Origin of the sequence: Brevundimonas pondensis (assembly GCF_017487345.1) — a bacterium.
Lineage (GTDB): Bacteria > Pseudomonadota > Alphaproteobacteria > Caulobacterales > Caulobacteraceae > Brevundimonas > Brevundimonas pondensis.
The window spans coordinates 889,903-905,674 of record NZ_CP062006.1 but is presented as its reverse complement, the minus strand read 5'-3'; the positions used below and the strand labels follow the sequence as shown (position 1 = coordinate 905,674).

General features: G+C 68.7%; 3 protein-coding genes. All 3 read right to left on the bottom strand.

What is annotated here, in order from left to right; genetic code table 11:
- Positions 1-55: 55 nt before the first annotated feature.
- The gene (locus IFE19_RS04605; protein ID WP_207826109.1) at positions 56-13,384 is read right to left on the bottom strand and encodes a filamentous haemagglutinin family protein; all 13,329 of its coding nucleotides are present in this window, start codon (positions 13,382-13,384) and stop codon (positions 56-58) included.
- A gap of 109 nt (positions 13,385-13,493) precedes the next feature.
- Positions 13,494-13,784 carry a hypothetical protein gene (locus IFE19_RS04600; protein ID WP_207826107.1) on the bottom strand — a complete coding sequence of 97 codons (291 nt, stop codon included), beginning with the start codon at positions 13,782-13,784 and terminating at the stop codon, positions 13,494-13,496.
- A gap of 260 nt (positions 13,785-14,044) precedes the next feature.
- The gene (locus IFE19_RS04595; protein ID WP_207826105.1) at positions 14,045-15,763 is read right to left on the bottom strand and encodes a putative porin; all 1,719 of its coding nucleotides are present in this window, start codon (positions 15,761-15,763) and stop codon (positions 14,045-14,047) included.
- Positions 15,764-15,772 lie beyond the last annotated feature (9 nt).

Below are 15,772 nucleotides of genomic sequence, written 5' to 3'. Positions count from 1 at the left end.
AGTCGGAAGAAGGGAGTGTGAAGGGTGGGCGCGTGGGCCTCCCTTCACGCTGCGGTTACTCGCCGAAGCCGAGGAAGCGGCTAGTGATGATGGCCGGGATGTCGCCGGTCGGCTTGGAACGGGCGCGTTCGGCCAGACGGGCGGCCTCGGCCACCACTGAACTGCTGGCCGAAGAGGCGGCCGTCAGGGCGCCGGTGTTGACCGCCGCCACCGCCGGGATGCCCACCGCGTCGCCCTTGACCTGGATGTTGGCGGCGTTGACCACCTGCAGGGCGGCCAGGTTGACGTTGCCCGAAACCCGGATGCCCGCCTCGCCCGCATCGATCGTGCCGAGCGGCGCGATCAGGTCCACGTCGCCCGCCGGGATCTCCGGGATCGGGTTCAGGGTGGCGATGCCGGCGCCGGTGTTCTGGGTCGGCGGCGACAGGGTGACGTTGCCGTACAAATCATAGACCCGGCGCGGCGGCTGATAGACGGCGGTCGACTTGGACCCCCGCCCGGCGTTGATGTCGCCCTCGGCCGACCACATGAACAGGTCGCCGCCGAAGGTGGTGAAGACCCGGCTCTGGCCCAGCAGCACCGATCCCAGCGAATAGACGTCGATGTCGCCCGACCCCATGGACAGGACCCCCGCCGTCGAGGGCGGCGCCACGCCGCCGACGCCGACCACCGTCTGGCCGCCCGCCACCAGCATCTCGATGTTGCCGCCGAACAGGGTCCGCACCGCCGAGCCGCCGAACATGGTCAGGTCGCCGGCGTAGGAGATGGCCTTTCCGCTGGCGTCCTTCTCGGGAAGCAAGACGGAGATGGCGTTACGGCCGCGCAGGTAGCTGCCGAAACGCGCGCCATTGGGGTCGTTGTATTCACGCCCCCCCGCCTTCAGTTCGTCGAAGTAGACCAGTCGGGCGAAGACGGCGCGCTGCTGGCGGTCCAGGCCGTTGAAGTAGGTCAAGGCGTCACGGGCGTCGGCGGCTTCATAGCCGAAGCGGTTTTCCAGCCACTGGATCAGTTCAACGTCATAGGTCTTGACCACCTTGCCGGCCTGGTCGGCCAGCGGCCGCCCGACCTCGGCCAGGTTGGCTGGGTCCAGATACAGCTTGGTGAAGGCGTCATAGTTGGGACCGCCCGCCCCGACCCCGGTCAGGATCGAGATGCCGGCCCCGCCGTTACGGGTCGATGGCGACAGGTCGAACAGCGGACCGACGCTGGTGAAGCGACCATTGCCGGCCTGATAGATGTTGCGCCCCGCCTCGACCACCAGATTGCCAGGACCCGCCACGGTCATGTTGCCGTAGATGATGTCCCGGCCCGCCGAGATCAGCGAGATGTCGGATGGGTCATTGTGCACCACCAGACCACCCAGGTTGAACACCCCGAACAGATAGGCCGGCGCGCCGCGGCACTCGATCGGACCGCTGTTCAGACAGCCGATGCCCGTGCCCGTGCCCAGGTTGACGATGTCGCGCGAGGCGCGCAGGTCGACCGAGCCGGAGTTGACGTAGAGCTGCGACTGGCCGTCGTAGGTGATGAAGCCGAAGTTCAGATTGCTGATGTCGCCGTCGGCCGCATAGAAGAGCGCCGGGTTCTGGCGGCCCGTCCGCAGCGTGCCCGTCGCCGTATCCGGCTGGAAGGCCAGCAGGCCGCCGAGGGTCGCCGCATTGCCCTTGATCGGCTGGACGACGTTCACCGGTGCGCCTTGCGTATCGCGCCAGTCGGTCATCCACACCGGGCGGAACGGATTGGGCAGAAGATCCAGCGTCCGGGCCATACCCGACAGGGCGACCGGGCGACCGGCGGCGTAGGACCCGCCCGCGTCCGGATCGCGCGAACCGCCGCCCAGGATCGAGGTTCCGGCCAGGTATTCGACCAGTCCCATCGACGACGGCGCCAGCTCCAGCGGCGGGATGCCGCCGCTGCAGTTGTCGTCGCAACGTTCCGCGCTCCAGCGAATGCTGCCCTCGGCCGCCGTCACCCGCAGGATGGGCGGGTACCAGTAGCGACCGTCCCGCACCGCGCCATTGCCGGAGGCCGCCGTGATCGGCGTCACGTCGCCGCCCGCGCTGAACAGGCTGATACTCGTGTCGTCCCGCCACAGCGAGAAGCTGGTCTGCATCACCAGACCGTCCGGCCGCAGGAACTGACCGGCGGCGTTGACATAGCCGACCGACACACCCGCCATCGAGGTCTGGGTCGAGCCCGGATCACCGACCCCGGCCAGGATCAGATCGCCGCGCGTGTCGATGCGCACGTCGGCGTCGCCGATCACCAGGGTGATGCCGCCGCTCGGCAGGTGGAAGGCGGTCCGCAGCGGATCGGGCAGACGCGGATCAAGCACGTCTACCGCTGAGCTATAGGCGCCGACGCCAACCCCGCCGGACAGGATGGAGACCTGACCGCGCAGGTTGGTCACGCTGCCCGCCAGGTCCGAAGGCATGTTGGACGCCGCGCCCGGGTTCAGGACGCCGCCCAGACGGATGTCGATGTCGCCGCCGCCGGTCTGGACCACGCTCCCGTCCGTGACGATCCCCGCCGTGCGCGTCACCGAGGTCACGCGGCCGGTGCCGCCGACGGCGAAGTGCAGGCCCGAGCTGGAAATGCGGACCCGGCTCGTGTCCGAAGCGCCATCCAGCCCCCGGCCCCAGTCCTGGGTCACGCCGGCGTCGCCTCCGGCCTTCACCGTCAGATTGCCGCCGCCCAGAGCGCCGATGCCCATGAAGCCTTCGAGCAATGGACCATTAAATCCGACGAAGTCATTGAGCCCGCTGGAGTTGTTCGGGACATAGCCGCCGAAGTTGATCCACCAGGCGGTCGGCACGTCCTGCCCCAGAGCGACCGAGACGCCATTCTCGCTGACGCCGTACCCGCCTTGTCGCCACAGCCAGTTGCCGATCCGCCCGCTGCCCACGCGTTGATAGGAGACGTCGCGATCGGTCGAATAGCCGGACAGGCCGCCCTGCACCGCCAGCAGCAGGTCGCCGCCGTGTTCGGGATACCAGGCCTGATAGTCGCGGATGGCGTCGGCGTAGCCGTCGAAGTTCGGCCCGATCCAGGGATTGGCCAGACCGGCGGAGCCCGTCAGCGTCGCGCGCGGCTGGTTGAAGACGTTGTGGCCGTCCAGCGTCAGGCCGCCGATCTCGGCCGAGGGCGTGCCCGCCGTATAGACGCCGTACAGCGACATCTGGCGGTAGTCGCCGCCCGCGAGCAGGTCCAGCGAGCCCACGCCGGTGCGAATGACGCTGAAGTTCTGCATCAGCTTCATCCCCTCCAGCCAGTTGGGGGTGAAACCGTCCGTCAGAGCCGCCTGCGGGTTCACATAGTGACGGTCCGACAGGGTCAGGTCGCCCGAATGGCCGGCGCGGGCCAGATCGGTCGCCGCCCGCAGGGTGCGGCCGTCGGCCGAACCGATGTCGGCCCCCGCGACCAGACGCATCGACCAGGATTGCGACCCCGCCGCCAGCATGGGCGCCACGGCCCAGATGCGGCCTTGCGTGCCGTCCGCCTGGATCGGGCGGGTATTGTGCGGTCCGCCCGCGCCCAGAAGCTGCAGGTTGACGCCGGCCGGGATCAGGGTTCCGGCGTTCACCGTCACATTGCTGTTCAGCGAGACGTCAGCCGCGAAGATGTTCATCGGCGTCCCCGCCGGAACGACCGTCGGCGCGATGCCGCGGCTGCTTCCCAGGATCGTCGGAATGACCGCGCCCGCGCCCCAGTAGGTCCCGGAGCGAACGGGCTGGTTGATGTTCATGACATCGCCCTGACGGTGCACCGGCGCGTCGCCCGCCTCGAAGGCCGCCTTGCTGGCCCAGATGTCCACCGGAACGGTCCATTGCCGGCTGCGCGAAGTGGCGATGCTCGTGGAGACGAAGCCGAACGGGATGTAGACCCCGGTGCGGATGGTGGTGAAGTTACGCACCTCGATGTCGAAATCGAGCACCACGGTCGAGGCCGCGCCGCCAGCGATAGTGGTCGCATTGCCGGAGGCGCCGCCGACCAGGGTGTAGCTGGCGTCCAGAACCACCGGCTCGGTCTGCAGGCCCGTCAGACCGGCGACCAGGACCGTGCTGGCGCGCGGAATGACGTCGCCCGCCTTTAGCTGGGTCGTCGAGGACAGGGTCAGGATGGCCGGCAGGGCCACGCCCTTGGGCCAGGTCATGGCCTTGAGCGAGACCGCCATCGGCAGCAGCGCGCCCCGGCCGAGTTCCGTGTCGGCCGGCAGGGTCATGCCCGCCTTGAGGATGGTTCCGCGTTCGAGCACCGAGCCGTCCGGCAGACGAATGGCCGAGGTCGCCACCCAGTCCTGCGGCAGGACCACTGACTGGGCCAGGCTGACGTCCGCCTCGATCACCTGGTTGCCGATGACGCTGAAGGCGCGGACGGGGGCGTCGAAGGTCAGGCTGACCCCGGCCGGGAAGGCCGCCCCCGGCGACAGACGCACGGGCGCCATCAGCTGATGATCGGCCGGCAGGGCGTAAAAGCCGCCTGCGTCGGCGGTGTTGTAGAGCACCCAGCCGTTGTCGTCCGGCGTGCGCGCGGGCTCGCCGAAGCCGTCGGTGATGCTGCCGTAGATGTTCAGGTCGTCAGCGGCGCGAACCAGCAGGACGCCCGCCTCGCCCGAACCATAGACGCCGGTCATCGGGGTGTCGGGGTTCAGGCTGGCGTAACGATAGCCGGCCAGGTTCAGGTCGCCCGACACGCTCAGGCTCTGCCCCGGCGCGCTGGTCAGCTCGACGCCCGGACGCAGATGGAAGGCGTCCTGATAGGCCCGCAGCCCGGCCAGACGGCCCAGCAGGGCCTGATTGGCGATGGCGGCGTTGATGAAGGCCGTGCTGTCCGTGTGAATGCCGTCCATCAGGGCCTGATTGATGACCCCGTCCGCCGGTTGATAGGTGCGGAAGCCGTTGACCGACAGGCTGTCGGCCCCCTTGATCGTCAGCGCGCCGCCTGCCTCGATGGCGATGTCGTCTCCGCCCAGACGCGGGGCGTTCAGCTCGACGCGGCCGCGATTGACGCCGTCCGGGGACGACAGGTCCAGCGTGGCGCCCGAGGCCAGGGTCAGGGTTCCCGCCTTGCTGCCCAGGTCGATGTGGGCGCGGTTCGAGGCTTCGATGGGCGCACCATAGCCGTCGACCACGATGCTGTCGGCGCTAGCGTCCAGCACCGCCGTCGAGGCCAGGGTCAGGTCGTCGCGCGCCGACAGGCGGATGGAGCCCGGACGGGCGCCGCTGGCGTCGATGCGGCCGTTGACGATCAGGTCGCCGCCGTCGGCCGCTATCGTCACCTGACGCGCCTTGACCTCGTCGCCGACCACCAGATCGCCGCTCTTGACGACGAAGCTGCGGCTCTCGGTGACGCCCGTCTGCGTCAGCCGCTCGTTCAGTTCGCGGAAGTCGCTGACGACGTTGGCGCGGATGTCGATCGAGCCGTTGCGCAGCGAGGCGTCGGGCGTCTTGTCGCCGTTGCGGGCGTGGGCCTCGATGACCCCGTTCAGGGTCGCCGCGCCGTTCAGCGCCGTGACCTTCAGCGTGCCCGCATGGTTATGGTCAGCGCTCAGGTCGATCTTCGACCCCGAAGACGCGATGACGTTCCCTTGCGCGCTTTCCAGCTCGACGTCGCCGCCCCAGCTGTAGCGGGTCTCCTCAAAGAAGTCGGTGGCCTTGCCTGACAGATCCAGGCGCGCCTTGTCGCCCAGGACGATGTCGCCCTCGGTCGCCGTCAGGACCAGTCGGCCGCTGGGCAGGGCGATGGTGGTGTCCGCCGTGATGCTGGCGGCGGTCATCTTGATCTCGGCCCCTAGCTGCGGCTTGGGCGCCTCGGCGGTCGCGGCCGTCACGGGGGCGGTCAGGTTGATGGCGCCGCCCGCCTTGTAGTGCAGGCTGGAGCCCGCCTGTCCCGTCAGCAGGGGCGTCGTCAGATTCAATGCCCCGCCCTGCCCCGGCTGGCCGTAAACGGCCTGGGACTGATAGACGGCCAGCTCGCCCTTGTGGTTGCTCTCGATCCGCTGTGAGGCCGTCAGGTTGACCGTGCTGAAGCCCAGAGCCAGCCGGTTCATCGGCGCCGAGGCGGTGATCGCTACCCCGTCCTGATAGCCCAGCACGATGCGGTCGGCGATCAGGTTCAGCGTTCCCATGCCCGTTCCCGCGCCTCCGGCGACCGGCGCCCCCGGCTGACCGGGAATAATGGTCGGGCTGTAGCTGGGCCCCTGGGCGCCCAGAACGCCGTTCCAGACCAGGGTTCCGGTCGTGATCTGGGCCACGTCCCCCGCGCCGCCCGCGCCATAGAGAGCTGGCGTGTTGAGCACCAGTTGCAGGGCCGAAACGCCGGTAGCGGCGTCACGGGTGTCCAGACTGATGGAGCCGTAGAAGTTGACCGACTGGCTGGCCGACAGGATCAGGCGCTCCAGCTTGGGCGCGCCTGTGCTCTGATCGCCCGCCATCAGGCGATCCAGCACCGACTGGTTCAGGGCGATGCCCGACGGCAGGACGCCATTCGCGCCCGCAGCGGCCAGGGCATCGCTGGTCCCGATGTTCACCGAACCCGACGAGAAGGCCAGGTAACGCGCGCCATAGTTGACGTTCTCGCCCAGACTGACCGCGCCCGGCGTGACGAAGCTGAGCGTGCCGTCGGAATAGAGGGAGGCGCCGTCCTCGACCGTGATCACGCCGGTGGTGCCCGCCGAAGCGTTGCTGTTGAACTCCAGCAAGCCGTTCGACACGGCCAGCAGGTTCACGTTGTTGGCCCGCAGGGTGTAGCCCATGGTCGAGTCGAAAGCCGGATCGCCCTTGCCCAGAGTCGTGATCCGGGCGCCCTGCTCCACCAGAATGTCGGCGTTGCGATCCGCGATCAGCAGGACTTGCGGCCCTTGCAGAACCGCGCCCTCGCGCACGGCGATGCCGCCGAATCCGCGGGCGCTGAGATTGCTCTGGTTCGGCCAGGCGCCGCCGGCGACGACCTGGATCTCGGTCGACTGGTTGGTGGTGAAAACGCGGTGCGCCGCACCGCCCAGGGTCATGATCCGCGCCCCGACCGCATTCAGGTCGGAGGCATAAAGCGACAGATAGCCGTCGCCCGACTTCGTCGCGCCGTCCGCCAGGATTTCCAGCGTGTACTTTTCACTGTCGTAGTAATCGCCGCCGACCACGGCCAGCGAGCCGCCGATGCCGCCCTCGGCGGCATCGAACAGGCCCTTGCCCTTGAAGGAGAAGGCCGGACGATCCTTGTCCGCATCCGGCGCCAGGGCCAGGATGAAGGTCTTGCCGTCCTCCGGCAGGAAGGGCAGCGGGCTGTTGAACAGGGCCGACGCCGGCGCCTTGACCAGGAATTCGCCGAAGCTGGTTTCGTTGTACTGCGAATAGGTGCGGACCACCTTGGCCGGGGTCAGGATGGCCTCGACCTTCAGGCTGCTGCGCGCATCCGTGTGCGCCACGCCCGTGGTCAGGCCCAGATGGGTCGAGCCGTCGGCCAGACGGGTCACGCCGTTGGCGCCCGCCGGAACGTTGCGGCCCAGTTCGACGCGGAAGGCCCCTTCCATCAGGGCGTACTCGGCGGGCAGCAGGGTATAGACGCCCGCCGCCAGACCCTCGATCCCGGCTGGGATGACGATCTGCTGACCAAGCCCCGGCTGGGCGTGGCCGTCGATGGCGTTCGGCGCAACCGAAGCGCCATAGGACGGCACGATGGCGTAAACCTTGTTGTCCGCATGGCTCAGGCCGTCGAAGGCCGGGCTGACATTGGCCAGAGCCGTCTTCAGCACGTCGACCGAGCCGCCGCGCCCCGTGATGAAGCCCGCGCCCGCAGGCGTGCCGCCGCCCGACAGGTCCAGCACCGAGCCCTCGTCGGCGCGCAGCGAGCCCAGCACCATGACCCCCTGCTTCGCATCCGTGCTCTTCAGCTCGATGCCGTTCAGCAGCCACTTCAGACCGTCGGTCGTGCCGCCATAGGGAATGACCAGGTCGCGGGCGCTGACCGAAGTCAGGCTGCCGGGCAGCAGGTTGACCTCGCGGGTCGTCACCGAGGTCTGCTCCCACCATGTCTGGCCAGGCTTCAACTGGTCGGGGCCGGGCACGAACTTGTCGCCGCCGACGCCGAGGGTGATCGAGCCCAGCGGCGCACGCAGCACGCCGCCCTGGTTGATGATGTCGGCCCCGACCGTCAGCGATCCATAGAGCGACAGCGGCGCCGAGGGCGTCACGCCTTCCAGCTTGTGGAAGCTGACCGTGCCGCCGGGAACCAGCGACTGATAGCCGATGGTGTTGCCGGGGATGCGATAGGTGTACTTCCCGGCGAAGATCGACGCGACCGCCCCCGTGATCGGATAGATCTGGGCGGCCGTCAGGGCGATGTTGCTCATCGCATTGACCTCGCCGCCGGTCATGCGGATGTCGCTGCCGCTGACGATGTTGATCTGGCCGTGGGCGGCGTACTCGTATTCGTGCTGGCGACCATCCGACAGGCCGACCGAACCGTTCACGCCGAACTGGGCCCCGCCCATGTCGACCAGACCGCCGCTGATGGTCAGGACGCCGTCGCCCATGTCGGGGATCTTGAACAGGGCCTGGGTCCCGTCCTCCCAGCGGACCTGGTTGTTGCCCCGCATCGTGCCCGCCGAGACGAAGCGCACATAGGCGGCGCTGAGGGTCGAATCCTGATCCGCGCCGTCGCCGAGCGAGCCGATGGTCCCCGACAGGGTCAGGTTGCGTGACAGATTCAGATTCACCGGTCCGTCCAGCAGGACCACATCCGTGGAGTCGAGCGTCAGACTGCCAAACCCGCCGGCCTTGATCTGATCCACGCCAATGCGGGCCTGACCAACCAGGTCCGCCACGCCTTGGTTGGCCGCAGCGGCGTCGGCGTTCAGTTGTCCGGGCGTCCAGCAGCCGGTGATGCAGTCGCCGTACTGCAGGTCCGCCGACAGGCCGCTGTCCTGCTCGGCGCCGAGGATGATGCTGCGCAGGCGGCGCATGTAGTCGGGCGTGTCCCGCACGCCCTTGCCCATCTGCGCCAGATAGGGGGTCGTCAGCTTGATCGACAGCAGACCGCCCGAGGCGTTCGCGCCGCCCGCATGGGCGCGCATGTCGCCATCCAGGAAGACGCCGTACTGCGACTGGAAGCGGATCGCACCGCCGTCGGTGGCGACCGTCAGGCTGTGCCGATCATTGGTCAGACCCGAGGTCAGATAGTCGATCTGGGTCGCCGCGCCCGAGGCGTCCAGCACCGCGCCGGGGCGCACCACCACATAGGCCGCACGCTGGCCGCCAACCGAAATCTCGCCGCCCCTCGAGACATGACCGTAGCGCAGGCCGTCCGCGCCGACGGCGCTGACGCCCCGGCCCGAGACGTCGATGACGCTCTTCTCGCCCAGCCACAGGGCCGTGGAGGAATTATAGACGATGTTGAACGGCTGGTAGTCGAGGCGCTCGTTCTCCTCGTTGCCGGCGATCAGCGACACCTTGCCGCCGCGCGCCTCGATGCGGCCGTCGATCCGCATGCCTTCCATGGCGGTCAGGTTGACCGACTGGCCGTCGTCGACCCGGATGCTCGCGCCCTCGGCCAAGACCAGTTCGCCGAGCAGGCGCGCATCGGGCACGACATTGCCATAGCCCGTCAGCCAGTTGCGCTCGCTGAGAGCATGGGCGGTCAGGCTGAGGCTGGCGCCCTGACGCTGGACGAAGCGCCCGTTGGCCGCGTCCTCGCGCAGCAGGTCCGGCGTCCACAACTCCATCGCGTCCGACAGGGCCGCGCCGCTGGCGAAGCTGGCGCTGTCGGCGGTGAAGCGGCGCACCGGGGCGTTGACCACAACATCCCCGCGCACATGCAGGTCACCGCCCGCCCGGATATCGTAACGCGAGAAGCCGGTCTGGAAGAGATCGGCCTCCAGGTGCAGCGGCTTGGCCACCTTGACCGCCGCGTTGAACACCGTCCCGGCCGTGATGGTGCGGCCTGCCGGAAGCGTCAGATCCGCCTGAAGGATATCGCCCTTGGCGTAGGTGAAGGCCACCGGCGGAATGCTGACCCCATTCGGCCAGATATCCGGATTGATGATGAAGCCCGGCGCCGCCTGACCGTAGCCGAACTCCAGATAGGTCCCGCCCGGAATGACCTGACCGCCGTAATAGATGTTCCAGTCCCCGTCATAGACCTCGAAGCCGTCCGGCACGGTCCAGTCGCTGGTCAGGGTGACCGCAGCAAAGTCCAGATTGACCGTGGCCGGCGTCGGTTGCCCCGCCTCGACCCGGTCGATCGTGTAGGCGTAGTCAAACGGCAGGACCTCGCCCGCCTTCAGCACTAGGTCTTCCAGAAGCTGCAGGTCCATCGGCGCGGCCTCGCCGGCCGCCAGTTCGTCGCCGCCGCCCATGACGGCCTCGCCGATGGTGATCGGACGCCCGGCGGCCGAGACCGTCAGCGTGCCGCCCGCGTTCTCGCCCGTGCCATAGGCGCGAACGGCGCCGTCCAGCGTCATCTGTCCCATATTGGCGCGCGGCTCATAGCCGACCGCCAGACCGACCGAGCCGCCCCTGGCCCCCACCGTCTTGCCGTCCAGCAGGATGGCGGCGCCGGCCGAGACGTCGATCAGGCTGCCCTTGCCCAGCGTCAGGTCGCCCTGACGGCTTTCCAGCATGACCGTCCCGCCTTCCAGGTGGGCCAGGTCGCGGACGTCGCCGCCCGCCTTGACGTTCACCCACAGGCCGCTGGCGTCCAGCGTCACGCCCTCGCCGACCTTCAGGTCCGTGACCTCGGCGCAGCCCGCGCCGCAGGGCGGGACAGCCGCCAGCGAAATGGAGCCGCTGCGCGCCGTGATGTCGGCGTCCACCGCGATGGTCTGGCCGCGCACGGCGACTTCGCCGCCATGGCTCAGGGTCAGATCGCCTTCGATCCTGACCTCGCCGCCGTTGATCCGCAGCCCGCCCAGACCCGCCGCGCTCAGCGCCTCGGCCGACAGGACCACCGTATTGGTAAGGTCCGGCGTCAGGGCCGCGCCCGTCGTGACGCCGACCGAACCGCCCCCCTCGCCCACCACTACCGTGTTGTTGAACGGGATCTCCTGCGAGAGGACGGGCTGATAGGACTGATGCAGGCGGTTGCCGACAAAGAAGCCGCCCGCCAGCGGCGTGACGTTCTGCGGCAGGTCATAGCCGTCCAGTCGATTGGCGAAGTCGCCCGAGATCACGCCGTCCTTGATGCCCGGAGGCGTAGTCGGACGGGCGCCCGTCTGGCGCTCACCCGTCACCACGTCAGCGACGATCTGACCGTCGAACAGGACGGTCGGCGCCGACAGGGACAGGACGCCCGCGTCGCGGCCGACGGTGTAGCCCGCCTCCCAGCGCACGCTGCGCGCCGAACTGAACAAGGGCTGGGCGTAGACCTCCTGGAAGGCCTCGCCCCAGCGGTCGTGATTGACCACGAAGGCGTTGCCGACCGACAGCATCTTCACGCCCGCAGGCACCTGGCCCAGATCGTAGAGCTTGCCGTCCGAACCCATCATCCGCGTCGACTGGATATAGCCCGCCGCATAGTCCAGCGAGCCGCCCGAGATGTCGAACACCGCGCCCTTGTGGGCGACGATCTCGTTGCTGTTGATATTGATCGTCCCGCCCTGGGCCGCCCATTCGCCGATGCCGTGGGCCGTATTGCCCAGATGGCCGCCGACCTCGATCAGGCCGCCCGGCGTATAGTAGCGGTCGCCCTCATGCCCGCCCGTGCCGTCGGGCAGCAGGATCAGGTCGCGGATGTCGATCCAGACGTCGTTGTTCTTGAGCCCTTCGCCCTCGCGGTTCAGCGGCGAGTCGCGCAGCTCGAACGGCTGGATGTTCACCTTCAGATTGTTCGAGGACATGTCCATGACCACGTCGCGCACGCCCGAGACGTTCAGTTCGGCGCGATCCTCGATCGTGGTGCGCTTCATCGCCACGATCGAGATCTGGCCGCCCTGGGCGATGGTCTGGGAATCCGACTGGAAGGTCACGGAGCCGCCGGTGGCGATCTCAACCCGCGACATGTCCTTGCGATCGGGCGTGCCCTGGGTGACGCGGTTGATCGCCTGGTTGTTCAACCAGGTCGTCGGCGCGCCAGAGGTCAGCGCCGACTGCGCCAGCAGGGCGTCGCGCTGGGCGTTGGTGGCGGTCGCGTCGCTGTCGAGCTCGGGCAGGATCAGGGTCAGGCTGTCGCCGGTCAGGGTGACGCTGGCCTGGCTGTCGGACAGATCGGTCAACAGATGGATGGTGCCGCGCGTATTGACCGAGGTGGTGGCGATCGCGACCCCGTCCTGAACCACGTGGCGACCGGCCAGGGTGATGTCGCCCTCGGCCGCCTGGATCAGGCCCTGGTTGACGACGCGGCCCGCGGCACTGCCAGCGTCCAGGTTCACGGCGATCTCATAGCCGCGCGTGGTCGAGACCTGATTGGCGTTGGTGCCGTAGCCGGGACGCATGATGAAGTCGTCGCCCGCCGCCATCAGGGTTTGGCCGCGCCCGGTGACGATCGTGCCCGCGTTCGTGACCTCCTTGCCCAGCAGGGCCACGAAGCCGCCGCCCTCGACCACCGTCGCCGGCTTGGCCGTGATGATCTGCGCACCCGCCTCGACCGTCACAGCGCCGCCCGCGTCGGTGAAGACCGGCACGAGGATCGGAGACTCCCACCAGTTCACCGGCGGAACGGAGTTCGAGGTGATCCCGCGCTCAAGGAACTGGATGTTCGAGATGTCGGCCGTGGCGGCGATCAGGTTGCGGACGTTGACCTGCGAGGCCCCGCCGAAAATGATCCCGTTGCGGTTGATGATGTAGACCGAGCCGTCGGCCTTGATGCTGCCGAGGATCTTGGTCGGATCGGCGCTGGCGTCGGTGACGCGGTTCAGCGCGACCCAGTCAGAGTGGCCCTTCTGATTGAAGACCAGATCCGTCTCGCGACCGACGTTGAAGCTGTCCCAGGTCAGGATGGCCTTCTGTTCCGTTTGCCCGACGGTGACTGTGGTGCGGCCGTCCGAGCCGGCCGTCTGGGTCGGACCATTGGCGCCGACCCACAGGCTCGGGTCCAGCGTCACGCCCTCGGCGACCTGAAGCCCGCCCTGGCCCAGACCATTGGGGATGTGGCTCTGCGCGGCGAGCGCTGCAGCGCGGGCGGCGGCCTGGGCGTCGGTCATGGCCTGACGCGTGGCGGCGGCGCGGGCGAAGGAGGCGATGGCGCGCTGACTGGCGCTGCTGGCCTGGGTCGCGCGACCGACCTCGGCCTGAATGGCCTGGGTCACGGCGGCGGTCGGATTGGCGCCCGCTCCGCCCCGGCTGCCGAAGCCGCCCCGGTTCTGGGCCTCGGCCGCGCCGGCGACGATCAGGGAGCCGAGCGAGGCGCCGACCAGCAGGCGGCGGCGCAGCGAACGCGAGTCGAGACGGATCATCGGGCGATCTCCAGAGGCGCAGAGGCCGCAAGCGCGGCCATCTGGCGAATGAGGGAGCAGACCGGGCGCGGCGCGCCCTCGGCCTGAGAAAGGGAAAGGGTGAAGCGGCTCATGGCTGTCCTCCCGGTCGCGGCGTCGGCGCGGGCCGGACGGGACGCTGGGGATGGACGGACAGACCGAAGTTGGCGCCAAGGCGCTGGCGGGTCGCCGTCTGGTTGGCGACACCGACAATCAGGTCGGATGAGCGCACGTCGGGCGTCGGCGCCTCGAAGGCGGCCCTGGCCTGGCTCTGGGCCAACCGCGCGGCGCGTTGCAGGACCTCGGCCGCGCAGTCCAGATGACCCGCGCGGTCGCCGCCGACATCGACCTGAACGCACAGTTCGGCGGGCGGGGGAACCACAGAGGGCGCCTGCTGAGCCCTGGCCGCGACAGGCCAAGACGCCAGCAGAAGAGGAAGAAGGAAGCGGACCGCTCCGACCGGGGATGGGCCGAAACGGTCCGCCCGCGTCGCCTCGCCCCGGGACGGGCGAGAACCAGGCGAGACGACGAACCGGTTGCACCTGACGACGGCGTCCGTCCGGTCGCGCGTCTCCGACCCGCCGCAAGCGACGGGGCGAAGGGGCGAACGCAGAAGGGCGAAGACCGTCGTCATGGCGCGGATCAGAACCGGGTCAACAAGTCGATCAGCAGGCGATCCGCCGACAGGGGCGCGCCCGCGATCTCCTCGCCCGACAGCCAACGGGCGCTGGCGGCGGTGTTCTTGCCGATGGCGTAGGCGCCGCCGACCATCCAGCCCTGCGAGTTGGTGCCGCCCAGGTGGAAATCGCTGTCGGTGAAGGCGTCCAGCACCGCATCGGATTCCAGACGGCGATACCCAGCATGCACGTTCCAATCGCCGCGCGAGGCCAGGTCCAGCCTGCCCGCCGTCAGCTTCAGCGACCAGCCCGACGACCCGCCATCCCAGACCCCGGGCAGCGTGACCGTGCCGTTGGTGTTGGTCGGGTCCGGGATGGTGGTCGATGGGCCGAGGTTGTTGACCGCCCGCAGACGCATCAGGGCGTCGTCGATACCGAGGTTCTCGACATAGTCGCCCTCGATGCGGAAGCCGACGCCGTCGAAGGCGTTGAAGTCCAGGCTGGCGCGGACGTTCAGCACCTCATAGGCCGAGGCCAGACCGAAATACTGGTTCTCAGGGCTGGTGATCGGGTTCAGCGGATCGGCGACCACATTGCGGATCGGGAACATGGTGTTGCCGAACTGCTGGAACTGCGGACGCGTCGGGTCCGTGTCGCAGGCGACTTCGTAGAACTGGCAGGGGCTGGAGACCTCGCCCTCGACGCCGTCAAAGTTGAAATAGCCGACGGCGGCGCGCACCCGCATGTCGTCGCGCGGCGTCCAGTCCAGACCCAGCTGGGCGGCCAGCAGGTACTTGTCCCGGCTCTCGAACGGACCGCCCTTGCCCTCCGGCGCGTTGCGCGAGCCGAAGTTGAAATCGGTGTTGAAGATGGGGAAGGCGCCGGCCGTGCCGAAGACAGCGAACGCGGGGTTCAGGGCATGACGCGCCGACACGGCCACGCCGTCGAAGTTGATGTCGTCGTCGAAGATCAGGTCGCCGGTCCAGAACGGATTGGCGAAACGGCCGAAGTCCAGGGCCACGTCCTTCACCGGGGTCAGGCGGATGGCCGCGCGGTCCAGCCACAGGGCGTACTTGCCGAACTCGTCGCCGCCGCCCAGCGTCTGGTTGGTCGAGACCGGCGAGGTGTCGTTGCCGGTGGCGACGCGCACTTCCGCCGAGATCCAGCTGTCGATCTGGGCCTTCAGGCCGAAGCGGGCGCGGATGCGAGCGCGCTGGCGGTCTTCGAGGGTGTTGAGGTAAGGCGGGCCGACATAGCCGGGCGTCTTGTCGTTGATGTTCTGGCCGCCGCCAGCGTTGATCGCGCCGTAGTCGACAAAGATGTCGGCGTTATTGTCGTCCATAAAGACGCCTTCGCCGCGCACGCGAATGTCGCCCGACAGGGTGATGCCGCGCGTCCATTCCGGCGTCTGGCCAGGCGCCGACCAGCCCTGCGCCTGGGCCTGGGTGCTCAGCTCGGCGCGCAGCTCTTCCTTGATCTGATCGCGGACGACCTGCGGGATATAGGGGATGGTCTGCACCCCGTTGGCCACGCCGCCGGCCGGGATGGGCGCGGGCGTCGGCGCCACGGTGGCTTGCGCCAGAAGGCCGTCGGCCTCCTCGCGGGTGACCAGACCCTTGGCGACCATCAGCTCCAGCAGTTTGGCGGAGTCGACGGCCTGGGCGAAGGCCGGCTGGGCGGCGAGCAGACTGAGGCCTGCGGCGCAGGCCATCAGAGCCGGTTTCAGGCGGTTAGGACGGTTCATTACGATAAT